Source organism: Burkholderia sp. SRS-W-2-2016 (assembly GCF_001931485.1).
Classification (GTDB): Bacteria; Pseudomonadota; Gammaproteobacteria; order Burkholderiales; family Burkholderiaceae; genus Paraburkholderia.
Window position 1 is genome coordinate 76,618 of the sequence record NZ_MSDV01000056.1, and the last position, 21,930, is coordinate 98,547.

A 21,930-nucleotide genomic window follows, 5' to 3' on the forward strand; every position below is an offset into this window, starting at 1 on the left:
ACATGCCCCGCTTTGCCGCCAATCTGACGATGATGTACAACGAGCACGCGTTCCTCGACCGCTTCTCCGCCGCCGCGCGCGACGGCTTCAACGCGGTCGAATTTCTGTTCCCGTATGAATTTCGCGCGGGCGAACTGAAGGCGCGGCTCGACGCGAACAGCCTCACGCAGGCGCTGTTCAATGCGCCGCCCGGCGACTGGGCCGGCGGCGAACGCGGTCTCGCGTCGCTGCCGGGGCGCGAGGAAGAATTCAAACGCGGCCTCGACACCGCGCTCGAGTACGCGCGCGTACTCGGCAATCGCAAGCTGCATGTGATGGCGGGGCTGCTTGCAGGCGATCAACCGGGCGACACGCAACGCCGCGCGCAACGCGACGTGTATTTGAAAAACCTCGCCTACGCCGCGCAAATCGCGCAAGCCGAGCAGATCACGATCGTGATCGAGCCGATCAACACGCGCGACATGCCCGGCTATTTCCTCAATCGCCAGGACGACGCGCAGGCGATCTGCGCGGAAGTCGGCGCGAAGAATCTGAAGGTGCAGTTCGACTGCTACCACTGCCAGATCGTCGAAGGCGATCTCGCGATGAAGCTCAAACGCGACATGGCCGGCATCGGCCATATTCAGATCGCCGGCGTGCCCGAGCGGCACGAACCGGATCTCGGCGAGCTGAACTATCCGTACCTGTTCGAGCTGATCGATGCGCTCGGCTACGACGGCTATATCGGCTGCGAATACCGGCCGCGCGCGGGGACTTCGGCCGGGCTCGGCTGGCTCGCGCCTTATCTGGACGCGGCGCGCTGAGTGTTGCCGCGCGTCGCGGCAGCGCGCGATTCCCGATCCATCACCACGGACACGCAATCATGAAAGTACTGATCACCGGCGGCGCGGGTTTTCTTGGTCAACGCCTCGCGCGCGAACTGCTCGCGCGCGGTTCGCTCAAGGATGCGCGCGGCACCCCGCAAGCGCTGACTGAACTGGTGCTGCTCGACGTCGTGCGCGCGAACGATTTCGGCGACGCGCGCGTGCGCACCGAAGTCGGCGATATCGCGGAGCGCAGCGTGCTCGAACGCGCGATCGATGCCGATACGGCGGCGATCTTCCATCTGGCCGCTATCGTCAGCGGTCAGGCCGAGGCGGATTTCGATCTCGGCATGCGCATCAATCTGGATGCGTCGCGGCTGCTGCTCGAAGTCTGCCGGCAGCGTGGGCATGTACCGCGCGTGGTGTTCACGAGTTCGGTCGCGGTGTACGGCGGCGAACTGCCCGAGATCGTGCAGGACGACACCGCGCTCAATCCGCAATCGTCGTACGGCGCGCAGAAGGCGATCGCCGAATTGCTGCTGAACGATTATTCGCGGCGCGGTTTCGTCGACGGCCGGGTGCTGCGGCTGCCGACCATCAGCGTGCGGCCGGGGCGGCCGAATGCGGCGGCGTCGTCGTTTGCGAGCGGCATCATTCGCGAGCCGCTGAACGGCGAGCAGGCCGTGTGTCCGGTCGCCGGCTCGACGCGGCTGTGGCTGCTGTCGCCGCGCAAGGCGATCGAATCTCTGATCGCCGGACTCGAACTCGACGGCGCCGCGCTCGGCAAGCAGCGGGTGCTGAATCTGCCGGGGCTGTCGGTCAGCGTCGACGAAATGATCGCGGCGCTGCGCGAAGTGGCCGGCGACGCGGTTGCCGGGCGTGTCGTGCGCGAGCCCGATGAGCGGATCGAGAAGATTGTCGGCAGTTGGCCCGGCGCGTGGGACACGTCGCGCGCCGAGCGTTTGGGGCTCACCGGCGAGCGCAATTTCGCCGATGTGATCCGCGCTTATCTCGCCGACGAAGGGATCGTTCCGCGCTGACCGTACGTTCAATCCGCACTGAATGCGCACCGAATGCGCATTCACCGCACCTCGAACGACTCCCCCTCCGCGTATTCCCTAATATGAGCTGGCACGGCGTCCGCCGTGCTTGACATGGTTTCGCGCACGCGCCTATTATCGTGCCTGTTTGTTCGATATATGACCTAGTGTTCGTGTAAAGAACATTTTGGTCGGCTCAGGAAGCGCCATCGCGGTACTTGTCGTCAATCCCAAGCCCATCGTTTTCGATCCTGCGCTAAGCTGCTGCGACGCGTCGGCCCCTACGCCGATGCCTGTTGCAGCTTCCTGCAGTTTCCCGCGCTGCCCTCACGGCATCGCGGCGAACCGGCGCGCAGCGCACGCAGCCTCTCAACTGGAGACATCACATGACCGAAGCATTCCTGTGCGACGCGATTCGCACCCCCATTGGCCGCTATGCGGGTTCGCTGTCGTCGGTGCGCGCCGACGATCTGGGCGCGGTGCCGCTCAAGGCGCTGATGGAGCGCAACCCGAACGTCGACTGGACCGCGATCGACGACGTGATCTACGGCTGCGCGAACCAGGCCGGTGACGACAACCGCAACGTCGCGCGTATGTCGCTGCTGCTCGCGGGTCTGCCGAAGGACGTGCCGGGCTCGACGGTGAACCGTCTGTGCGGTTCGGGGATGGACGCGATCGGCATCGCCGCGCGCGCGATCAAGTCGGGCGAAGCGCAGCTGATGGTGGCGGGTGGCGTCGAAAGCATGAGCCGTGCGCCGTTCGTGATGCCGAAGGCGACTTCCGCGTTCTCGCGCCAGAACGAGGTCTACGACACGACGATCGGCTGGCGTTTCGTCAACCCGCTGATGAAGAAGCTGTACGGCGTCGACTCGATGCCGGAAACCGGCGAAAACGTCGCGACCGACTACAACATCAGCCGCGCCGACCAGGACGCGTTCGCACTGCGCAGCCAGCAGAAGGCCGCGCGCGCACAACGCGACGGCACGCTCGCGCAGGAAATCGTCGGTGTGACGATCGCGCAGAAGAAGGGCGATCCGATCACGGTTACGCAAGACGAACACCCGCGCGAAACGTCGCTCGAAACGCTCGCGAAGCTCAAGGGCGTGGTGCGCCCGGACGGCACGGTGACGGCCGGTAACGCATCGGGCGTGAACGACGGCGCCGCCGCGCTGCTGCTCGCGAACGAAGAAACCGCGAAGCGCTTCGGCCTCGTGCCGCGTGCCCGCGTGCTGGGCGTCGCGACCGCCGGCGTCGAGCCGCGCGTGATGGGCATCGGCCCGGCACCGGCAACGCAGAAGCTGCTCAAGCGTCTGGGCATGACGATCGACCAGTTCGACGTGATCGAACTGAACGAAGCGTTCGCGTCGCAAGGCATCGCGGTGCTGCGCGCGCTGGGCGTCGCCGACGACGATCCTCGCGTGAACCCGAACGGCGGCGCGATCGCGCTGGGCCACCCGCTCGGCATGAGCGGCGCGCGTCTGGTGACGACCGCGACGTATCAGCTGCAGCGCACGCAAGGCCGTTTCGCGCTGTGCACGATGTGTATCGGCGTCGGTCAGGGCATCGCGATCGCGATCGAACGCGTGTAATGGTTTGAGGCGGGGCGCAGCGCGCTCCGCCTTGCGGTTTTTCCGCGCCAATCGATATGAGAAGGGCCGGTGTGTCGTCCGACACACCGGCCCTTTGTTTTGCGCGCGTTTCTTGCGCGAAACGAAACGCTACCGCGGCTACGCCGCCTCGACCGTCAGATGCATGACTTCGTGCACGGGCGCGAGCCGCGCGCGGATCGTGTCGATCGTCACGCCGCCGCGAGTGCGCACGCTGACGATGGCCGCTCGCGCTTCCGGTCCGATCTGCCACACGTGCAGATCGGCGATCTCGGCGTCGCCGTGTGAAGTGAGGATCTTGCGGATTTCGTCGGCCACGTGCTGATCGGTTTTGTCGAGCAGCACGCCGGCGGTATCGCGCATCAGCGTCCAGGCCCAGCGCGCGATCACGATCGAGCCGACGATCCCCATCAGCGGATCGAGCCAGACCCAGCCGAGATAACGGCCGGCCAGCAGCGCGACGATCGCCAGCACCGAGGTCAGCGCGTCGGCGAGCACGTGCACGTAGGCGGAGCGCAGATTGTTGTCGCTGCCGTGCGCATGGCCGTGATGATGAGGGTGAGCGTGCGCATGATCGTGACCATGACTGTGACCGTGCCCGTGGTGGCTATGGTCCGCATGGCCGCCGGACAGCAGCAGCGCGCTGACGATATTCACGACGAGGCCGATGGCGGCGATGATCGCGGCCTCGCCGAACGCGACGCCGGTCGGATGGATCAGCCGGAACGCCGATTCGATCCCGATGCCGAGCGACACCAGCGCGAGAATCACCGCGGACGTAAAGCCGGCGAGCTCGCCCACTTTGCCGGTGCCGAAGCTGAAATCGCGGTTGGTCGAGTTGCGTCTCGCGTACGCGTACGCGAGCGCGGCGATGCCGAGCGCGCCCGCATGCGTGGCCATATGGAAGCCGTCGGCGAGCAGCGCCATCGAGCCGGTCAGATAACCGGCGGTGATTTCGCCGATCATCATGATCAGCGTCAGCGCGACGACCGAGCGGGTGCGCCGCGCGTTTTCGTCGTGCGAACTGCCGAGATACGAATGCTCGTGCGCGTAACGGATGCTGCTGGAATCAGTCATTTCAAACCTACTTCGAATAACGGCGGATCGCCGTGAGTAATGCATCGACGCCTTGCTTGCGCTGGCTCGCGGTCAGGTCCGGATGCGCGACGTGTTCGAGCGCATGCGCCTCGACGATCTCGTCGAGCAGACCGTTCATCGCGCCGCGCGTCGCGGCCACCAGATGCAGAACCTTCTCGCAATCGGCGTCCGACTCCAGCGAGCGCTCGATGGCCTGCACCTGGCCGGCGATCCGGCGAACCCGCTTCAGAAGATCGTCTTTTTGTGCACTGAGATGTGACATAGGTATACCCCCTAGGGGTATGGAGAATAGCATGGAATGGCTGTGCCCCGCTTACGCGGTGCGGCCGGCATCTGGCACGAACAGTGCGTCCCACGAGCATCCGGGCGGCGAATGCGACCGATCGCGCTGCCCGATTGCAACGACCCTTGCCAAGGAGAACGCGGATGAAGACAGCGACGATAGGCGCAGCGTTGATGCTCGCGGCGGCGGCGGGGGCCGTGGTCCAGCCGGCGGCAGCGCAGGACGATCTCGCGAGCGCCCCGCGCGGCGTGCTGAGCGCGGTCCAGCCGGTGCGTATGACGGCCGAGATCGTCGCGATCGATGCCGGCAACCGCTCGCTGACGCTGAAGGGTCCACGCGGCGACGTCGCGATCGTGCTCGTGAGTCAGCAGGTCGCCGGCTTCGAGCAACTGAAGATCGGCGACCGCGTCGACGTGCTGTACAGGAACGCGCTGCTGACGAAGGTCGAGAAGGCCGGCGGCGCGGGTAAGAAGAGTCGCGAGCGCGCCGACCGGCAAAGCATCACGCCGGCTTCGGGCGGCTATGAAGCGGCGCGCCAGACCGAAGTGCTCGCGACCGTGCAGAAGATCGATCGCAACGAGCGTCGCGTGACGTTGCGCGGCGCGTCGCAGACGCAGACCTATGAAGCGGCGCCCGGCGTCGATCTGAACGGGCTGAAGGTGGGCGATACCGTGCATGCGGCGTTTGTGTCGGCGGCGGCGGTGGAGGTGACGCCGGCCGGGCAGTGAGTGCTTGTGGACTCTTGTAAATCCGCTTACACGAGCGCGCCGCAAACTATGTCGAAAGATGTCGCGAAGCCCGCGAATCGCCCGAAAACCCTTGCTGGGCGGGGCTTCAATGCGGTGGCCGCACGGTGAAACAGCGTGACATATCTTCCCGGATGATTTCCCCGGCAGCTCCTTCTATAGTCCGTTCGTCGCCACACCGCAGTGACGCAAGTGGCCCGAATCCAGCAAGGACATACCGTGAAAAATCGTTCGTTCGCAGGTTTCTTCAACGCCGATGCCAACGTGGCCGGCGTCGCTCGTGACGCGGCGGCTTGCACCGCGGCATCAGTTTCGCCGGCGTTCAGCGGCCGCCGCGCGCTGCGCCAACTGGTGCTCGGCGCGGCCGCCGCGGTGTTCGCGTTCGGCAGCGCGTCGGCGTTCGCGTGGTCGGGACACGGCACCGCGTACACGTCGCGCGGCGCCTATAACGGCGGCCACTACGGCTCGTGCGGCGGCGGCAGCTGCACGCATGCGGGTGGCGTCGCTGGCCCGTACGGCGGCTTCGCGAGCAACACCGGCACGGTCACGCGGACCGCGCCCGGCCAGTTCTCGAACTCGGGCACCGCGACCGGCCGCTACGGCAACTCGGTGCAGCATTCCGGCGACACCAGCTGCGCGGGCGGTTCGTGCTCGCACACCGGCTCGCTGACCGGCCCGGACGGCAAGAGCGCGACGACTTCCGGCGATGTCACCCGCACGGCGCCGGGTCAGTATTCGTCGTCGGGCTCGGTCACCGGCGCGAACGGCAATACCTACGGCCATTCGGCGGCGACCAGTTGCGCGGGATCGACCTGCGCGCGCTCGGGCACGGTGACGGGCCCCGACAACGGCAGCGTCTATCACTCCGGTTCGGCGACGCGGGTCGCGCCCGGCGTCGTGACCACGTCGACGAGCGTGACCGGCACGCACGGCAATACGGTGAGTTCGAGCGGCACGGTGGTGACGGGCGGGGTGGTGGTGGCCGGCGGCACGACGACGGGGACCACGGTGGTGGTCGCGCCGAAGCCGGTGGTCGTTGCGCCGCCTCCGGCGGCTGCCGTGGTGGTGACGCCGCCGCCGCCGGCCGCGGTGGTTGTCACGCCGCCGCCCGCGCCGGCTGTCGTCGTGGCGCCGCCGGTCGCGTATGTGCCGCCGAAGCCGGTGGTGGTTGTGCCGCCGCCGGCTGTGTATGTGGCGCCCAAGCCCGTGGTCGTGACGCCCGCGCCGGTTGTCTACGTGGCACCGAAGCCTGTCGTGGTCACGCGTGCGCCGGTCTACGTTGCGCCGCGGGCCGTGTACGTCGCGCCGCGTCCGGTGTATGTCGCTCCCGCGCCTCACGCCGCTGTGTGGGTGCCCGCGCATTGGGTGGGCCGCGTGTTCGTGCCGGCGCACTGGGCCTGATGATGAGCGCGGCCAGGTGGGTAAGCGCGCGGGTTGTTCCGGCGCGCTTGCGTCGTGGCGGCCAACCCGCGGCGCTCGCCGCGTTCGTCGTCGCGACGCTGCTCACGCTCAGCGCTTTCGTCGCCGCAAACTACTTCATTGCGGCTGCGGCGAGTCCCGCCGCGCAGGATTGCTCCGCGCGCTACGCCGCCTTGCTCGATCTCGCGGAACTCGTGCGGCGCGACGGTAAGTCATCCGAAGTGGTAATGCGCGGGTTGAGCGAGCGGGGCGGCGCGATGCGCGACTGTTTGCCTTCGACGCGCGGTGAGCGCGCATCGCCAGCGCATTGAACATCGCCGCGATTGTCGAACCGCGATCCTGACGAAAGCGGCGACGCAGGCAGGCGAGCTAAAAGCTAAACCGATTGCTCACGCTGCCGCGTCAAATCGCATTCGAGAAACACCGCGCCGGGAATCGGATTGAACACGTATGCATCGATCGGCTCGAAGCCGAGCGACGCATACAGTCCCAGCGCCGCCTGCATCGTCGATAACGTGTCGAGCCGCATGCGCCGATAGCCGGCCTGTTTCGCGGCCGCGCAGATCTGCGTGGCGAGTTGCCGTCCCACGTGCAGACCGCGTCCGGCCGGACGCACATACAGCCGCTTCATTTCGCAGACGGTGTCGTCGAGCGGCCGCATCGCGACGCAACCGACGATCTCGCCGTCGTCACGGCTCGCGAGCAGCACGCGCCCGCGCGGCGCCGCGAATTTGCCCGGCAGACCGGCGAGTTCGGCATCGAATTGCTGGAAGCCCAGATCGATGCCGAGACTCTCCGCGTATTCGCGGAAGATGCTGCGCACGTCGTCGAGTTGGTCGGGGAAACGGGCGGTGTGAAGGTGGATCATGCGCAAGTCGAAACGGGTGAGCGGGATTGGCGAGCGGGCAGTTTAGCGCAGCGCAATCATTCGAGCCGCAGCGGAAACCGGATCTCGAACGTCGTGCCCACGCCCTCGCGCGACCGGAATTCGATCTGCCCGCCGAGCACGCGGCTCAGCTCCTTGACGATCGCAAGTCCCAGTCCGGTGCCGGGAATATCGTCGCCGGCCGCGCGCTCGAATTCGTCGAACACGCGTTCCGCGTCGGCGGGCGCGATGCCGACGCCGGTGTCGGCCACCCGGATCGCCCAGTGTTCGGCATCGCGCAGCGCGAAGCGCAATTCGACCTGCCCGGACTTCGTGTATTTGATCGCGTTCGACAGCAGGTTGACCGCGATCTGCTTGAGCTTCAGGCGATGCGACGTGACGACCGGCAGCGCCGCGTCGAACGAGCTGTGCAACGTGAGTCCCTTTGCTTCGATCGACGGCCGCGTCGAGACCACCAGTTCGTCGTACAGCTCGCGCAGATCGACGCTCTCCCGCGCGAGCGGCGCCGAGTCGCCAAGCACGACCGAGTACTCGATCATCTGATCGACCAGCAGCTTCATATCGGCGGCCTGGCGGTTCGCGAGCGTCAGCGCGGTGTCGGCCTTCGACGGCGCCCGCGCGATCAGCTGCAACGCAATCGAAAACGCGTTCAGGAAGTTGCGCAGATCGTGCACGACGCTGCGCGTGATCTGCATCCGCGATTCGTACAGATCGCCGACCAGCCGTTGCTTGAGCGTCAATTCATGATTCGCGCGTTCGAGCTGCCCGGTGTATTCGTCGATCTTGCGATCGCGCTCGCTGACCACTTCCTTGATCGACATGAGCGTGACCATGCTGAACGCCTCGGCGATCAAGCGCCGCGCGCGGCTTTCGTGGCGGCGCGTGAAGGTCTTGTCGAGCACCGCGTATTCGTCGAGCGCATCGGCGAGCACCTGCTGGAACAGATCCAGTTCGCGCACCAGTTCTTCGATCCGATAGCCCTGGCGCCAGCGCACCTTGCCGTGTTTTTTCGCATCGCGTTCGATCGATGTTTCGACGTGCTCAAGATCTTCCGCGGCGAGCGCCGCGCACAGTTCGTCGAGAATGTCCGGCAGATGATCGGCAAGCTGCTGGTAAGTGAGCTTGTCCGCTTCGACGAGATCGACGTCGGCGGCGACCGCCTGCATCCATTGACGCGTGAGCCGATGGCGTTCGGCTTTGACGAATCCTGCAAAACTGCGCAGCGGGGTTACATGTGACTCGGTCATGATGAAAGCGCGGATGAAGTTTCTACAACCTGCGAACGTATCGACGCTACGACTCGCGTCGATACCGCTTCAGCCCCGGCTGCGCGTTTCGCGCGGCCGCGAGAGCGCGCCTGTGCGCAGCGGCAATCCGCGTCATTATCCGCGCAATTGCCGGCTGTGGAACAGGACTTGCGGCGACTCGTCTGACAAGAACATTTTTTTTGCGTCGGCAAAACACGATGCTTTCAATCCTGCTGGTGGACGACGAACCGGAAATCCTCGCCGCGTGGCGGCTGATTCTGGAGAGCGAAGGGTATCAGGTCTGTTGTGCGAGCAACGGGGCCGAGGCGCTCGCGTGTCTGCGCAAACGTATTCCCGACCTGATCGTCACCGACTGGATGATGCCGGTGATGGGCGGCGCCGAGTTCTGCCGGCGGCTAAAGTTGATGCCGGAACTCGCGCGCGTGCCGATTCTCGTCAATACCGCGGTGCCGCCGGCGACCGGCGACGCGCAATGCTGGACCGCGTGCCTGCTCAAACCGATCGGCGCGGACCTGTTTCTGACGACGATCGCGCGATTATGTGGCACACCTCACTGATGCGGGATTGGCAGGATTCCTGCCGGATCCGCTTTCAGAAAATCGACGAATGCTCGCAACGGCGCGGGCACGTGACGATGTCCCGGATAGTACAGAAACGGCCCGGAAAAACGCTGCCACCACGGCTCCAGAATCGCTTCGAGCGCGCCGCTCGCCAGATGCGGACGCAGCATGTCCTCGAACAGATGAATCACGCCGACGCCGGCGATCGCGCAGCTGATCGCGAGGTCGATCGCCGCGCTCGGCCGCACCAGCAGCGGGCCGCTCGGATTCAATTGCAGCAGTTCGCCGTCGCGCTCGAAGTACCAGGTCGGCGTCGCGCCGCCGGCGAATTGACCGCGCAGGCACGCATGCGTGAGTAGTTCGCGCGGATGGCTGGGACGCCCATGCGAGTCGAGATAAGCGGGCGATGCGGCGGTTGCGAAGCGCTGCGCGCGCGCGCCGATCGGCACCGCGATCATGTCCTGTTCGAGCCGCTCGTCGTAACGGATCCCCGCATCGCAACCGGCCGCCAGCACATCGACGAAACCGTCCTCGACCACCACCTCGACACGAATATCCGGGTACAGCTTCAGAAAACGCGCGAGCACGTCGGGCAGCACGATGCGCGCGACGCTGGCCGGCACGTTCAGCTTCAGCGTGCCGGTCGGCTTGTCGCGAAAGCCGTTGAGCACGTCGAGCGCCGCTTCCATTTCGCCGAACAGCGGCGTCAGTTTTTCGATCAGCCGCGCACCGGCCTCGGTCGGCGCGACGCTGCGGGTGGTGCGGTTCAGCAGGCGCAGCCCGAGCTTCGTTTCGAGGCGCCGCACCGCGATGCTCAGACTCGATGCCGACACGCCGCTCACCCGCGCGGCGTCGCGAAAGCCGCCCGCGCGGGCGACCGACACGAAGGCGGCCAGATCGTTGAGTTCCATAGGAATACCGTTCATTTTTTTGAACAACCCGTGCACGTTAGACCGGTTTATTCAACAACGCAATCCGGCGATACTGCGGCTCATCACTTCACAAGGAGATCGTCATGCCGAATTTCAGCTCCACCGACACCTTCCCGTTGGCCGGCCGCAGCGTGCACCGGATGGGTTACGGCGCGATGCAGCTGGCCGGGCCCGGCGTGTTCGGGCCGCCGAAAGATCGCGACGCGGCGCTCGCGGTGCTGCGCGAGGCGGTCGAGTCGGGCGTCGATCACATCGATACCAGCGACTTTTACGGGCCGCACGTGACCAACCAGCTGATTCGCGAGGCGCTGCACCCGTATCCGCGCGAGCTGACGCTGGTCACCAAGGTCGGCGCGGTGCGCGACAGCGCCGGCGGGTGGCTGGCGGCGCAGGAGCCGGCCGACCTCGAACGCGCGGTGCACGACAATCTGCGCAACCTCGGGCTCGATGCGCTCGACGTGGTCAACCTGCGCGTGATGGGCAACGTGCATGCGCCGAGCGAAGGGTCGATCGAACAGCAGGTGAGCGCGCTGGCGCAATTGCAGCAACGCGGGTTGGTGCGCCATCTCGGGCTGAGCAATGTGACGGCCGCGCAGATCGAGGAAGCGCAGCGCATTACGCCGATCGTCTGCGTGCAGAACCACTACAACCTCGTGCACCGCGACGACGATGCGTTGATCGCCGCGCTCGGCGCGCAAGGCATTGCGTATGTGCCGTTCTTTCCGCTCGGCGGCTTTACGCCGATTCAATCGTCGGCGCTATCGGAGCTGGCGCGTGAACTCGATGCGACGCCGATGCAGCTCGCGCTCGCGTGGCTATTGCATCGGGCACCTAACATTCTGCTGATTCCGGGGACGTCGTCGGTTGGGCATCTGCGCGAGAACCTGCAGGCCGCGCGGTTGAAGCTCAGCGATGCGACGCTCGATGCGCTGAATGCGATTGGTGGTGAGGGTGGCGCGCATTGACTAGCGGCCACGCCGCTTGCTCACACCGACGCCGCAATAAACTCCCGCAACCACTGATGCGCGGGATCGCGATGCACGCGCTCGTGCCATAGCATCGCCATTTCATAGCCCGGTACTTCGACCGGCGGTTCGACCGTACAGAGAGCGGTCGAACCGCGTACGAGACGCGCGGGCAGCATGCCGACGAGATCGGTGTTCGCGAGCACCGACTGCATGAACAGAAAGTGCGGCACCGACAGCACGACCTTGCGCGCGAGTCCGACCTTCGCGAGCGTCTCGTCGGTGACGCCAAAAAAGCCGCCGCCGTCCGGCGACACGATCACGTGTTCGAGTTTGCAGAACTGCGCGAGGGTGGGCCGGCGCTTGAGCTTCGGATGACCGGCGCGGCCGACCAGCAGATAGCGCTCGGCGAACAGCACGCGGCGGCGCAAACCCTCGGGCGCGCCTTCGCTGGTATGAAAGCCGATATCGATCTCACCCTGTTCGGCCTGGCGCGCGAGCCGCGGCGGCGCCGCCTCGACGATCGCCAGACGCGTGCCCGGCGCGGCCGCGCGCAGGCCGGCGAGCATCGGCAGGATGATCGTCGATTCCGCGTAGTCGGTCGCGGCGATGCGCCAGCTATGCGTGGCCGCGGCCGGATCGAACGGACTGGCGGGCGCGACCGCGCGTTGCAGCGCGCCGAGCGCATCGCGCAACGGTTCGCGCAACGCCTCGGCGCGGGCGGTGGGGCGCATTCCGCGCGGGCCCGGCAACAGCAGCGGATCGCCGAACAGCTCGCGCAGCTTGGCCAGATGCACGCTGACCGACGGCTGCGAGAAGTTCAGCCGCTCGGCGGCGCGCGTGACGTTGTGCTCTTCGAGCAGCATATCGAGCGTGACCAGCAGGTTGAGGTCGAGACTGCGGAGATTAAGCACGGTAATACCTGATATGTTGGTAATTCATTTCCAATATACCTCGGCGGCGCCTATCGTGAGGACTTTCAGCCACGAAGGTCTCATCATGAACGTACTCGTCGTCTATGCGCATCCCGAGCCGAAATCGTTGAACGGTTCGCTGAAGGATTTCACGGTCCGCCATCTCGAACGCGCGGGCCATACCGTGCAGGTGTCCGATCTCTACGCGATGAACTGGAAAGCGTCGCTCGATGCGGACGATAGCCGTGAGCGGCTCAGCAGCGAGCGCTTTTATCCGTCGCAGGAATCGAAGCATGCGTTCGAAAACGGCTTGCAGAGCGAGGACATCGCGCGCGAGCAGGACAAGCTGAAGTGGGCCGATGCGGTGATCTTCCAGTTTCCGCTGTGGTGGTTCTCGATGCCGGCGCTGATGAAAGGCTGGATCGAACGGGTGTATGCGTATGGTCTCGCGTACGGCGTCGGCGAGCATTCCGATGCGCGCTGGGGCGAGCGTTACGGCGAGGGCAAGTTCGCCGGCAAACGCGCGATGCTGGTCGTGACGACCGGCGGCTGGGAGTCGCATTACAGCGCGCGCGGCATCAATGGTCCGATCGACGATCTGCTGTTTCCGATCCAGCACGGCGTGCTTTATTACCCGGGCTTCGACGTGCTGCCGCCGTTCGTCGTCTATCGCACGAGCCGGGTCAATGACGCGAAATATGGTGAGGTGAGCGAAGCACTTGGGCAGCGGCTCGATGCGCTGTGGACCGATGCGCCGATCGCGTTCCGGCAGCAGAACGGCGGTGCTTACACGATTCCGGCGCTGACGTTGCGCGATGAAGTCGCGCCGGGGCAGGTGGGGTTCGCGGCGCACGTCGAAGGGCGCGCAAGCGGGGCGGTGGATCATGCCGCGCAACTTCAGCCGGGTGAGACGGCCGTCATGTCCGCTGCGTGAGATCGCGCCGCGCAAGCGCCTGGGGCGACTATGACCGGTCGCGATTGCGCGCTCGGGTGGCGCCGGTGGCCACCGCGATGCCGAGCAGGATAACGGCGACGATCGCGATGGTGTGCTGCGCGACATGCAGCGTCACCAATGCCCAGGCGACGCCGCCGATAAAAATGAGCCATCCGAGCAGATAGATGATCAGGGTCATCGTTGTCCTCCTTGTGATTTCGGCGAGTAGCGATCAACGAATCTATCCCTAAGCACGTTGCGCGCCTGATGCGGTCGGGCATGCGTGGGCCGATGCCGCGCGGCGGTTGGCTGCGATGGAGAGGGGATATTTCGGGAGTACGTCTTACAGAGACCGGCGCGATGTCGCCGCGCGAGCGAAGTGGCGCAGTGGCGCAGTGGCGCAGTGGCGCAGTGGCGGACCAGCGGCGCTGCGGCGTGAGTGAGTTCGCCGGGACCTGCAGGCCGGCCGGCGAATTACCGATGCTTGAGGTTAAGAAGCGGCGGCGCCAAAGCCGCCTCCCGACTACGCAGGCAAACCCACCTCCCGACTACGCAGGCAAACCCACCGGAATCAGATAAACGATGGTCTGCCCATTCGGCAGCTTGAGCGCGCGCGACGCCTTGGGTCCATCGACGGCGCCCACCGTCACCGCGCCGAGCCCGAGCGTGACGGCCTGAAGCAGGATGTTCTGGGTCGCGTGGCCGACTTCGAGGTCGGCGTACAGATTGGCTCTGCCGCCATACCGCTGCTTCAGCCGGCTCGGCTCCGCGGCCACCGCGATCACGAGCGGCGCGTTGCCGACCGATGCCTGGTCGACGGCAAGCGAGCGCAGCTTCGGGCGCAGGTCGGCCGAGTCCCGCGTTTCGACGCGGTGGCCTTGCGGCAGATAGTGCAGCACCTGAGTGGCGGTCGCCGCGTAAAGCTCCAGCGCGTACAACGCGCCGGCCGACGGCGCCGCGCGCCGGCCGTTCTCCGGATTCGTGATGCCTTGCCCGGCCCAGAACAGTTGGCCGATGGTTTCGATCGGCAATGGGTCGGGTTTGAACGAGCGCACGGAGCGGCGTCGCTGGATCGCGTCCTCCAGCGTGACCGAGCCGGTGACGTTCGGTTTTGCCAACTCGGCTTCATCGGTGAACGGCGCCTGGGCTGCCTGCGCCTCGCTGGTGGAAACCTCGGTCACCTCGACAAGCGCGCTTGCGGCCAGCATGGCCAACACTTCACGACGTTTCATTCGGCATCTCCGTTAGCGAGGGAACAGGCCAATCAGTTGACTTTGGACCAGTGCGAATCTTGTATTTGACATTCCGCGTTTATCTGCCGCGCGGGGCGGTGGGTCGGGAATAAGTGTGGGACAGATTTTCGGATTGCGCCAATGGTTACGGAAAACAAAAACCGCTATTGCGAAAGCATATTTATTCTCGCGATGGCGGAATCGGCTTAATGGCCACGGCAACAACATAATAGGAATTCCGCTGCCGAAATTCACGCTCATATCTCGGGGGCCTTGCGTCGCCCTGAAATATGGTTGTAAGTCCCTATTGCTAAAGTCATCGGCGAGCACCATCCGCGCCGAACCCCGGCGACTTCATTCGGATGCCTGATGGATCGAGGCTGGATCGATGCCGGATCAAGGCAAACGAAAGCAAGCGGGAGCGACCCACGATGAATCCAGTCCGTGCGTTCTGCCTGATATTGATGTCGATAGTGATGCTGACCGCGTCGCCGGTGTGGGCGTTTCAGACCCGCGTCGTCGCGATTCCGAGCGTCGCGATGCATCGCTCGTTCGACGCGACGGTCGTGTTGCCCGATCAATACACACACGGCAGCGGCAGCGCGCGCTTCCCGGTGGTCTACGTGCTGCACGGCTCCGGCGGCGATTACACCGACTGGACCGCGAATTCGCATATCGGCAAGCTCGCCGACCGCTACCACGTGATCCTCGTGATGCCCGACGGCGGTCATGAAAGCTGGTATATCGACAGCCCGGTCGATCCGCGCAGCCGCTATGAAACCTATGTGGGCTCCGAGGTGGTCGGCTATATCGATCTGCATTTCCGCACGATCGCGACCCGGCAGGCGCGCGCGATCACCGGTCTGAGCATGGGCGGCTTCGGCGCGTTGCGTATCGCGCTCGATCGCCCCGATGAATTCGGCGCGGCGGGCAGCATCAGCGGCGCGGTGGACCCGCGCGGCTGTGAAGACGAGCCGGGCATCGAACGGGTATTCGGCGACCCGCTGAAAGATGCCCAGTTCTGGAACGACGAGGCGATCGTCGCGAGCGCGCAGGATTTCGGCCGCGAGCACATCGCGCTGACGATCGATTGCGGCGTGAACGACTCATTGGTGCAATCGAATCGCCTGCTGCACGAGCGGCTCGTCGAACTCGGCGTGCCGCACGATTACGCGGAGCGGCCCGGCGGCCATACCTGGGACTACTGGTCGAATGCGGTCAAGTACCAGGTGCTGTTCTTCGCCGGCGGCTTCAGGCAGGCGGCCCGCGCCGCGAACGGCGCGGCGACCTGACCGGTCACGGTCACGGTCACGCGGCGCCGGCGAGCCCGCAAGGTCCCGCAAGGTCCCGCAACGTCCCCCCAACGCCCCCTCAATCGATCCCATGAAACACCGCGTCGTCCGGCCCGAGATACACGGGCGGACGCCACGCGGCATCGCGCATCGAATGCTGGACCAGTTTCTCGACGCCGAGCAGCACCGCGAAAATCGCCATCCGCACCGGAATGCCGTTGTCGGTCTGGCGGAAGATCGCGAGCCGCGAATCGTGGTTCAGGTCGGTGCTCAGGTCGTTCGCGCCGGGGCGGCTGTCGCGCGGCAGCGGATGCATGATCAGCGTATCGGCGCCGCACACGCTGTCGACCAGCGCCTGATTGATCTGGAAGTCGGGCGTATAGCCTTCGAACGATTCGTTCGCGAAGCGCTCTTTCTGGATCCGCGTCGCGTACACCACGTCGGCGCCCGCGAGCCCGCTGCGCAGATCGTGGGTCTGCTCGATCACGTGGCCGTTGCGCGAAATCTGCTCGAGGATGTACGCCGGCATTTCGAGTTGCGGCGGCGCGATCAGCGTGAACTTGATGCCGCGATACAGCGCCAGCAGCTTGACCAGCGAGTGCACGGTGCGCCCGTATTTGAGGTCGCCGACCAGCGCGATGTGCGCGCCGTCGACGATCTTGCCGAGCCGCGAGAACTCGCGCTGGATCGTGTACAGGTCGAGCAGCGCCTGGCTCGGATGCTCGCCGGGGCCGTCGCCGCCGTTGATCACCGGCACGTTGGTCGCGCGCGCGAACTCTGCCACCGAGCCTTGCTCGGGGTGGCGGATCACCAGCGCGTCGACGTAGCCGCTCATCACGCGGCTGGTGTCGTAGATCGATTCGCCCTTGGCCATCGACGAAAACGTGAAGCCGGTCGTGTCGCACACCGAGCCGCCGAGCCGGCAGAACGCCGCGCCGAAGCTCACGCGGGTTCGCGTGCTGGCCTCGAAGAACAGGTTGCCGAGCACCGCGCCTTCGAGCACGCGCGAGATTTTTCGGCGTCGCGCGATCGGCTGCATGATGTCGGCGACCCGGAACAGCGCCTCGACCGAGTCGCGCGAGAACTGCTCGACCGACAGCAATTGCGGCCGGCCCTCGAACAGGATCTGACTCGCGAGCGACTGCGAATCTACGCTTTGCGTATATTTTTCGCCGGGCTCGCCGTTCGCGACGATCTCCGACACGAAGCGCTCGACGATCTCCGGCATCGCCCGCGATTCCTGCGAGTCGTCCGGCAGCAGCCACGTGTCGAGCGCCCGGCGCGACACGCCGATCCGGCTGGCGAAGGTATCGCGCGTCATGTTCAGGCGACGCATCGCATCGCGGAGGAAGGCTTGTTGCGGAACGCTCATGGCGGCACCTGTCGGAAGAAAGCGGCGGGAGGGGCGGAAGTTCGCGTGTCGTATGTACGCGGTGCGTATATTAGTTTCCCGGCCACGGAAGTCAAGACTTTTTCGAGACAAAACCGCTGCGGACGCCTGCGCAGCGCCCCGCGGCGCGGCTTTCGCGGTTACACTGCCGTTCATGCATTCCGACCCCATGATCCGACTCCGTTCGTCGCTCGCCACCCACGCCGCTCTTTCGAGCGCGGTGAACGCGTGCGCGAACGCCTGCGCGGACCACGTCGGCGCCAAAGCCAAAAAACAGTCGCTCATCTGACCGGAGTGCTGTTCCGTCGTCAGATGTTGCGACGGAACGACCGGTCGACCGCCCTCGCGGCTTTCCCTTCTTCCTCGCAGCGCTGACCGGATTCGATACGGTCGTCATCGAGGTAGAAACATGTCTGATTTCTCGGGTATCTGGATTCCGCTGATCACGCCGTTCGTCGACGGCGCGGTCGATCACGCCGCGTTGCGCGCGCTGGTGCGCCGCTATGCGGACGCCGGCGTGGCCGGTCTGGTCGCGCTCGGCACCACCGGCGAGCCGGCCACGCTCGACGCGGCCGAACAGGACGCGGTGCTCGCGACGATTCTCGACGCCGCGCAGGCCGCCGCGGCGGGCAAAGCAACCGACACCCCGGCAACGGGTATCGCGTCCCGCCGCCCGCTCCCCGTCGTAGCCGGTGTCTCCGGCAACGATACCGCCGCGATGCGCGCGCGGATCGCCGAACTGAACCGTTTGCCGCTCGCCGGTCTGCTGATCGCCGCGCCGTACTACACGCGTCCGGCGCAGCAAGGCATCGTCGCGCACTTCGAGGCGCTGGCCGACGCGAGCGCGCATCCGCTGGTGCTGTACGACATTCCGCAGCGCACCGGCGTGCGGCTCGAACTCGACACCTTGCTGACGCTCGCCGCGCATCCGCGCATCGTGGCGGTCAAGGACTGCGCCGGCTCGCTCGACACCACGCTCGCGCTGATCCGCGACGGCCGCTTGCAGGTGCTGGCCGGCAACGATCTCGATCTCTTCAATACGGTGTGCGCGGGCGGCAGCGGCGCGATTGCCGCGTCCGCGCATTGGCGGCCGGAGCGCTTCGTCGCGCTGTATCGGGCGTTGGTGGAGGGGCGGCTGGAAGAAGGGCGGCGGCAGTTTCACGCGCTGGTGCCGCAGATCCAGCTCGCGTTCGCGGAACCGAATCCGGCGCCGGTCAAGGCGCTGCTCGCGGCAGGAGGGTGGGTGCGCAACGAACTGCGTCTGCCGATGACGCGCGTCAGCGACGCGCTGGCCGAGCGGCTCGCCGCGTTGAGCGAGGAGGCGGCTTAAGCCGCTTAAGCGGCTGTGGAGCGGGGGCCAGCCGTCATCGCCCCCGGCGTCGCAACATCGCGACTCAAGCGTTCCACGTCAACGGCTGCGGATGCGTAATCCCTTCATGCTGCCCATACACATGAGCGAGCCGGTCGCGCCGGCGCTGCAATGCGCGCAGCGTGCGGCTCGCCGCGAGCTGCGCGGACGCGCTGCGATCGAGCGTCGCGAGCATGTTGCGCTCGACGCTCAGCAGCTTGAACGCCAGCACGAGCAGCCCGCTCGCGAGCAGCAGGTCGCCGGCGAATACGAACGCGTAGAGCGCCGACATGGTTTGCGGACTGCCGAGCAGCAGCGACAAATGCGAGCGATTGACCAGCGCGAGCAGGAACGGCAGCGTCGAGTTGAAACAGGCCATCACGCCGCCGATCGTCGCGATCGAACGCGCGGGGCCGAGATTGCCGCGGCGCGGGCGCCACACTTCATAGAGCGTGCCGACGCGGTAGGGCAGGAAGAACAGCGCGATCAACGCGGCGCGCCACAGGATCGGCACGTCGAACGCGAGCAAACCCGCATAGAGCACGCAGAACAGCAGCGACAGCGCGAGCCCGGTGCGCCACGGCGCGCGGCTGCCGAGCAGCTTGCGCAGGCCGGCCCACAGCAGCAGCCGGCATTGCAGCGCCAGCGTCGCGGCGAGCACCGACAGCACATTGCTCTGCCACGTCAGATGCGCAAACACGCACGCCGCCGAGCCGGCATTCAGAAAGAACGCGACGGCCCAGAAGCGGAACGCGACGACCTGCGCGAACATCCGCGACAACGCGGTGGTGAAGACCGCGCAGTATAGAAACGTGACTAGCCACAACGAGGTAAAAGTCGCTACATCGAAAGTCATGAACTCTCCAGCACGGTCTGCCTGTCTTTGTTTATTGGTATGCGTCGCCGGTCCCTGAATGCCCGGATCGTGTCCCCGCCGCGGCGGCAACCGGCAACGTGATTGCTCTGTTTTAATTCCCCGCCCCGTGCGGCGCGCCGCGCCGGTCGATCCGGCCACGGCGGCAACCCGCTCGGGTTGTGCAGCACGCCTCGCTTATGCGGCCATCATTCGTCCCCTGAGCATCGCGCCGAAGTCGTCGGCATTGACCGGCTTGCCGAGCAGGAAGCCTTGCATTTCGTCGCACATCATCGAGCGCAGCTTGTCGAGCTGCGATTGCGTTTCGACGCCCTCGGCGACCACGTCCATTTCCAGCGAGTGCGCGAGCGCGATGATCGCCGATACGATCGCGCTGCCTTCCGGCCCGTGCGAGTCGAGCCCGTTGGTGAAGAAGCGATCGATCTTCAGCTGCTTCACGCGAAACCGCTGCAGATACGCGAGGCTCGAATAGCCGGTGCCGAAATCGTCGATTGCGATCTCGAAGCCGCTCGCCTGGAACGCGCGGATCACTTCGATCGTGCGCGCCGCGTCCTGCATCGCGACGGTCTCGGTGATTTCGAACATCAGCTGCTCGCACTCGACCCCTTCGCTGCGCACGATCTCCAGCATCGTCTCGACCAGATCCGGTTGCAGCAACTGACGCGGCGACAGGTTGATCGCCACTTTCATCGCCGGCAGACCCTGGTCGATCCAGCCGCGAATGCGCCGGCAGGTTTCGCGCGCGACCCAGTAGCCGATCTGCACGATCTGCCCGGAACGCTCGGCGATCGGAATGAATTCGAGCGGCGTCAGCGCGCCCATCTGCGGATCGTTCAGGCGGATCAGCGCCTCGGCGCCCGCGAGCGTGTCGCCGCCGGCCTGAAACTTCGGCTGGAACTCGAGCGAGAAGCGGTTGTTGGCGAAGCCTTCGTGCAGCGCGTGCTGGATCTGCAGCGTGCGCGTCGCCGCCTCGTTCATGCTGCGCTCGAAGAAACGGTAAGTGCCGCGGCCCGCGCGCTTGGCTTCGTACATCGCCGCGTCCGCGTGCTTGAGCAGCGTTTCGACGCTGTCGCCGTCCTGCGGATAGTGCGCGATGCCGATGCTCGGCATCACCTGCAGCGGCTGCGCGTCGCTCCAGGTGCCGCGGCGCATCCGTTCGAGCACGCCGTTGGCGAGCGCGGCCGCGTCGTCGCGGGTCGCGAGGTTTTCCGCCAGCACGACGAACTCGTCGCCGCCGAGCCGCGCGACGGTATCGCTCGCGCGCACGCACTGTTCGAGGCGGCGCGCGAACGCGACCAGCACCTCGTCGCCGGCCGAGTGGCCGAGCGAATCGTTGATCGTCTTGAAGCCGTCGAGGTCCATGAACAGCACCGCGAACGACGTGTGCTGGCGCCGCGCGTGGCCGATCGCGCTGTCGATCCGCTCGGTGAGGGTCGCGCGGTTCGGCAGGCCGGTCAGCGCGTCGAGCGTCGCGAGTCGCACGATCTGGCCGTTCAGCTTCGATACCGCGCCGAGCAGGAAGGTGGTGCGCACGTCGAAGCGCGACAGCATCAGCGTGACCGTCAGGATTGCGAACGTAAACAGCAGCACGAGGGTCGCGAGCCAGGTCGAGTCGATGCCGTTGGCCGCGCCGCAGATCGCGCCGGGCGCGAAATCGGCGGCGGCCATGCCCGCGTAGTGCATGCCGCTGATCGCGACGCCCATCACCAGCGCGGCAGCGAAACGTTTGCGCGCGAGATGGCGGGTGTTTTCGTTACTGAGCGCGCGCGCCATCCAGAGCGCCGCGCTCGATGCGCCGATCGCGATCGCCAGCGACGCCGCGAACCAGCCCGGTTGATAGCTGATCGACGGCGCCATCCGCAGCGCCGCCATCCCGGTGTAGTGCATGCCGGCGATGCCCAGGCCCATCAGCACGCCGCCGAGCAACAGATGGCCCGGCGTCAGGCGCGCGCGGGTGGTCATGCAGAGCGCGAGGTACGACGCGCCGATCGCCAGCGCGAGCGACCACGCGGTCGGCCCGAGGTCGTAGCCGAGCGGGATCGGCAGCGAGAACGCGAGCATCGCGACAAAGTGCATCGACCAGATGCCGACGCCCAACGCCAGCGCGCCGCCGAGCCGCCACGCGTGGCGCCGCGGCGCCGACGCGAGCAGGAAGATGCGCCCGGTCAGGTCGAGCGCGGTGTACGACGCGAGGGTCGCCACCGCGAACGAAATCGCCACGAGCCAGTAATTGTAAGAACTCTGCATAGTCTGTCGGACCGCGGGTAGGGGTGCGGCTGGACATGTTATCGGCAAAATGCGGGATTTATTTAGACTATTTGAGATGGGGCGGGAAGTGT

Annotated in this window: 22 protein-coding genes; 11 read left to right on the forward strand and 11 right to left on the reverse strand. The window is 66.0% G+C overall.

Translation table 11 applies throughout. The annotated features are described in order from the left end of the window. The first annotated feature begins 2 nt into the window (after nt 1–2). The 3 genes from otnI to pcaF all read left to right on the forward strand — a co-directional run bounded on the left by otnI (nt 3) and on the right by pcaF (nt 3,432). Nucleotides 3–803: a 2-oxo-tetronate isomerase gene (gene otnI / locus BTH42_RS24430; RefSeq protein ID WP_075303739.1), complete on the forward strand. Its 801-nt coding sequence runs from the start codon at nt 3–5 to the stop codon at nt 801–803. A gap of 59 nt (nt 804–862) precedes the next feature. Then, nucleotides 863–1,843: a D-erythronate dehydrogenase gene (gene denD, locus BTH42_RS24435; RefSeq protein WP_075303740.1), complete on the forward strand. Its 981-nt coding sequence runs from the start codon at nt 863–865 to the stop codon at nt 1,841–1,843. 386 nt (nt 1,844–2,229) lie between these two features. Next, entirely contained in the window at nt 2,230–3,432 is a 1,203-nt protein-coding gene (gene pcaF / locus BTH42_RS24440) for a 3-oxoadipyl-CoA thiolase (protein ID WP_075303741.1), read from the forward strand. Between the two features lie 138 nt (nt 3,433–3,570). Here pcaF and dmeF read toward each other — a convergent pair whose 3' ends face one another. Further along, nucleotides 3,571–4,527, reverse strand: coding sequence for a CDF family Co(II)/Ni(II) efflux transporter DmeF (gene dmeF / locus BTH42_RS24445; protein ID WP_075303742.1), 957 nt, complete (start codon nt 4,525–4,527; stop codon nt 3,571–3,573). 7 nt (nt 4,528–4,534) lie between these two features. Continuing rightward, the gene (locus tag BTH42_RS24450; RefSeq protein ID WP_075303743.1) at nt 4,535–4,810 is read right to left on the reverse strand and encodes a metal/formaldehyde-sensitive transcriptional repressor; all 276 of its coding nucleotides are present in this window, start codon (nt 4,808–4,810) and stop codon (nt 4,535–4,537) included. Between the two features lie 164 nt (nt 4,811–4,974). On the opposite strand from BTH42_RS24450, the gene BTH42_RS24455 reads away from it, so the two are divergent. The 3 genes from BTH42_RS24455 to BTH42_RS24465 all read left to right on the forward strand — a co-directional run bounded on the left by BTH42_RS24455 (nt 4,975) and on the right by BTH42_RS24465 (nt 7,307). Beyond that, nucleotides 4,975–5,559 (forward strand): copper-binding protein, encoded by a 585-nt coding sequence (locus BTH42_RS24455; RefSeq protein WP_075303744.1) that lies wholly within the window; start codon nt 4,975–4,977, stop codon nt 5,557–5,559. A gap of 237 nt (nt 5,560–5,796) precedes the next feature. Beyond that, the gene (locus BTH42_RS24460) at nt 5,797–6,978 is read left to right on the forward strand and encodes a hypothetical protein (RefSeq protein ID WP_372237284.1); all 1,182 of its coding nucleotides are present in this window, start codon (nt 5,797–5,799) and stop codon (nt 6,976–6,978) included. A 47-nt stretch (nt 6,979–7,025) separates the two neighbouring features. Continuing rightward, the gene (locus BTH42_RS24465; protein ID WP_143752192.1) at nt 7,026–7,307 is read left to right on the forward strand and encodes a hypothetical protein; all 282 of its coding nucleotides are present in this window, start codon (nt 7,026–7,028) and stop codon (nt 7,305–7,307) included. A gap of 65 nt (nt 7,308–7,372) precedes the next feature. Here BTH42_RS24465 and BTH42_RS24470 read toward each other — a convergent pair whose 3' ends face one another. Together BTH42_RS24470 and BTH42_RS24475 are read right to left on the reverse strand one after the other, a co-directional pair. Next, nucleotides 7,373–7,864: a GNAT family N-acetyltransferase gene (locus BTH42_RS24470; RefSeq protein ID WP_075303746.1), complete on the reverse strand. Its 492-nt coding sequence runs from the start codon at nt 7,862–7,864 to the stop codon at nt 7,373–7,375. Between the two features lie 56 nt (nt 7,865–7,920). Beyond that, nucleotides 7,921–9,129, reverse strand: a complete 1,209-nt coding sequence (locus tag BTH42_RS24475; RefSeq protein WP_075303747.1) for a sensor histidine kinase — start codon at nt 9,127–9,129, stop codon at nt 7,921–7,923. A 218-nt stretch (nt 9,130–9,347) separates the two neighbouring features. Between BTH42_RS24475 and BTH42_RS24480 the strand changes: the two genes are divergently transcribed. Next, the gene (locus BTH42_RS24480) at nt 9,348–9,707 is read left to right on the forward strand and encodes a PleD family two-component system response regulator (protein ID WP_075303748.1); all 360 of its coding nucleotides are present in this window, start codon (nt 9,348–9,350) and stop codon (nt 9,705–9,707) included. Here the strand turns inward: BTH42_RS24480 and BTH42_RS24485 are convergent. After that, a complete protein-coding gene (locus BTH42_RS24485) occupies nt 9,701–10,621 on the reverse strand; it encodes a LysR family transcriptional regulator (RefSeq protein ID WP_075303749.1) in 921 nt (306 codons plus the stop codon). The genes BTH42_RS24480 and BTH42_RS24485 overlap by 7 nt on opposite strands. Before the next feature lie 104 nt (nt 10,622–10,725). Here BTH42_RS24485 and BTH42_RS24490 point away from each other — a divergent pair, with 104 nt between their 5' ends. Continuing rightward, the gene (locus BTH42_RS24490; protein WP_075303750.1) at nt 10,726–11,607 is read left to right on the forward strand and encodes an aldo/keto reductase family oxidoreductase; all 882 of its coding nucleotides are present in this window, start codon (nt 10,726–10,728) and stop codon (nt 11,605–11,607) included. A 20-nt stretch (nt 11,608–11,627) separates the two neighbouring features. Here BTH42_RS24490 and BTH42_RS24495 read toward each other — a convergent pair whose 3' ends face one another. Beyond that, entirely contained in the window at nt 11,628–12,536 is a 909-nt protein-coding gene (locus BTH42_RS24495; protein ID WP_075303751.1) for a LysR family transcriptional regulator, read from the reverse strand. A gap of 70 nt (nt 12,537–12,606) precedes the next feature. On the opposite strand from BTH42_RS24495, the gene BTH42_RS24500 reads away from it, so the two are divergent. Then, nucleotides 12,607–13,455, forward strand: a complete 849-nt coding sequence (locus BTH42_RS24500) for an NAD(P)H-dependent oxidoreductase (protein WP_075303752.1) — start codon at nt 12,607–12,609, stop codon at nt 13,453–13,455. Nucleotides 13,456–13,483: 28 nt separating this feature from the next. Here the strand turns inward: BTH42_RS24500 and BTH42_RS35595 are convergent, their stop codons facing one another. After that, on the reverse strand, nt 13,484–13,654 hold the full coding sequence (locus BTH42_RS35595) for a hypothetical protein (protein WP_178392231.1): 171 nt from the start codon (nt 13,652–13,654) through the stop codon (nt 13,484–13,486). A gap of 349 nt (nt 13,655–14,003) precedes the next feature. Continuing rightward, nucleotides 14,004–14,687: a SagB/ThcOx family dehydrogenase gene (locus BTH42_RS24505; RefSeq protein ID WP_075303753.1), complete on the reverse strand. Its 684-nt coding sequence runs from the start codon at nt 14,685–14,687 to the stop codon at nt 14,004–14,006. A 431-nt stretch (nt 14,688–15,118) separates the two neighbouring features. Here BTH42_RS24505 and BTH42_RS24510 point away from each other — a divergent pair, with 431 nt between their 5' ends. Then, the gene (locus BTH42_RS24510; protein ID WP_075303754.1) at nt 15,119–15,979 is read left to right on the forward strand and encodes an alpha/beta hydrolase family protein; all 861 of its coding nucleotides are present in this window, start codon (nt 15,119–15,121) and stop codon (nt 15,977–15,979) included. 79 nt (nt 15,980–16,058) lie between these two features. Here the strand turns inward: BTH42_RS24510 and BTH42_RS24515 are convergent, their stop codons facing one another. Further along, complete coding sequence (locus BTH42_RS24515; protein ID WP_075303755.1) at nt 16,059–17,351, reverse strand: aspartate carbamoyltransferase; 1,293 nt, start codon at nt 17,349–17,351, stop codon at nt 16,059–16,061. Nucleotides 17,352–17,778: 427 nt separating this feature from the next. Between BTH42_RS24515 and dapA the strand changes: the two genes are divergently transcribed. Continuing rightward, on the forward strand, nt 17,779–18,699 hold the full coding sequence (dapA, locus tag BTH42_RS24520) for a 4-hydroxy-tetrahydrodipicolinate synthase (RefSeq protein WP_075303756.1): 921 nt from the start codon (nt 17,779–17,781) through the stop codon (nt 18,697–18,699). A gap of 64 nt (nt 18,700–18,763) precedes the next feature. Here dapA and BTH42_RS24525 read toward each other — a convergent pair whose 3' ends face one another. Beyond that, complete coding sequence (locus BTH42_RS24525; protein ID WP_075303757.1) at nt 18,764–19,573, reverse strand: hypothetical protein; 810 nt, start codon at nt 19,571–19,573, stop codon at nt 18,764–18,766. Between the two features lie 195 nt (nt 19,574–19,768). After that, nucleotides 19,769–21,838, reverse strand: a complete 2,070-nt coding sequence (locus BTH42_RS24530) for a bifunctional diguanylate cyclase/phosphodiesterase (RefSeq protein WP_075303758.1) — start codon at nt 21,836–21,838, stop codon at nt 19,769–19,771. Nucleotides 21,839–21,930: the final 92 nt, after the last annotated feature.

Excerpts from the sequence above, each read along its gene's own strand:
- otnI (WP_075303739.1), top strand. The coding sequence starts at position 3 with ATGCCCCGCTTTGCCGCCAATCTGACGATGATGTACAACGAGCACGCG.
- denD (WP_075303740.1), top strand. The coding sequence starts at position 863 with ATGAAAGTACTGATCACCGGCGGCGCGGGTTTTCTTGGTCAACGCCTC.
- pcaF (WP_075303741.1), top strand. The coding sequence starts at position 2,230 with ATGACCGAAGCATTCCTGTGCGACGCGATTCGCACCCCCATTGGCCGC.
- dmeF (WP_075303742.1), bottom strand. The coding sequence starts at position 4,527 with ATGACTGATTCCAGCAGCATCCGTTACGCGCACGAGCATTCGTATCTC.
- BTH42_RS24450 (WP_075303743.1), bottom strand. The coding sequence starts at position 4,810 with ATGTCACATCTCAGTGCACAAAAAGACGATCTTCTGAAGCGGGTTCGC.
- BTH42_RS24455 (WP_075303744.1), top strand. The coding sequence starts at position 4,975 with ATGAAGACAGCGACGATAGGCGCAGCGTTGATGCTCGCGGCGGCGGCG.
- BTH42_RS24470 (WP_075303746.1), bottom strand. The coding sequence starts at position 7,864 with ATGATCCACCTTCACACCGCCCGTTTCCCCGACCAACTCGACGACGTG.
- BTH42_RS24475 (WP_075303747.1), bottom strand. The coding sequence starts at position 9,129 with ATGACCGAGTCACATGTAACCCCGCTGCGCAGTTTTGCAGGATTCGTC.
- BTH42_RS24480 (WP_075303748.1), top strand. The coding sequence starts at position 9,348 with ATGCTTTCAATCCTGCTGGTGGACGACGAACCGGAAATCCTCGCCGCG.
- BTH42_RS24485 (WP_075303749.1), bottom strand. The coding sequence starts at position 10,621 with ATGGAACTCAACGATCTGGCCGCCTTCGTGTCGGTCGCCCGCGCGGGC.
- BTH42_RS24490 (WP_075303750.1), top strand. The coding sequence starts at position 10,726 with ATGCCGAATTTCAGCTCCACCGACACCTTCCCGTTGGCCGGCCGCAGC.
- BTH42_RS24500 (WP_075303752.1), top strand. The coding sequence starts at position 12,607 with ATGAACGTACTCGTCGTCTATGCGCATCCCGAGCCGAAATCGTTGAAC.
- BTH42_RS35595 (WP_178392231.1), bottom strand. The coding sequence starts at position 13,654 with ATGACCCTGATCATCTATCTGCTCGGATGGCTCATTTTTATCGGCGGC.
- BTH42_RS24505 (WP_075303753.1), bottom strand. The coding sequence starts at position 14,687 with ATGAAACGTCGTGAAGTGTTGGCCATGCTGGCCGCAAGCGCGCTTGTC.
- BTH42_RS24510 (WP_075303754.1), top strand. The coding sequence starts at position 15,119 with ATGAATCCAGTCCGTGCGTTCTGCCTGATATTGATGTCGATAGTGATG.
- BTH42_RS24515 (WP_075303755.1), bottom strand. The coding sequence starts at position 17,351 with ATGAGCGTTCCGCAACAAGCCTTCCTCCGCGATGCGATGCGTCGCCTG.
- dapA (WP_075303756.1), top strand. The coding sequence starts at position 17,779 with ATGTCTGATTTCTCGGGTATCTGGATTCCGCTGATCACGCCGTTCGTC.
- BTH42_RS24525 (WP_075303757.1), bottom strand. The coding sequence starts at position 19,573 with ATGACTTTCGATGTAGCGACTTTTACCTCGTTGTGGCTAGTCACGTTT.
- BTH42_RS24530 (WP_075303758.1), bottom strand. The coding sequence starts at position 21,838 with ATGCAGAGTTCTTACAATTACTGGCTCGTGGCGATTTCGTTCGCGGTG.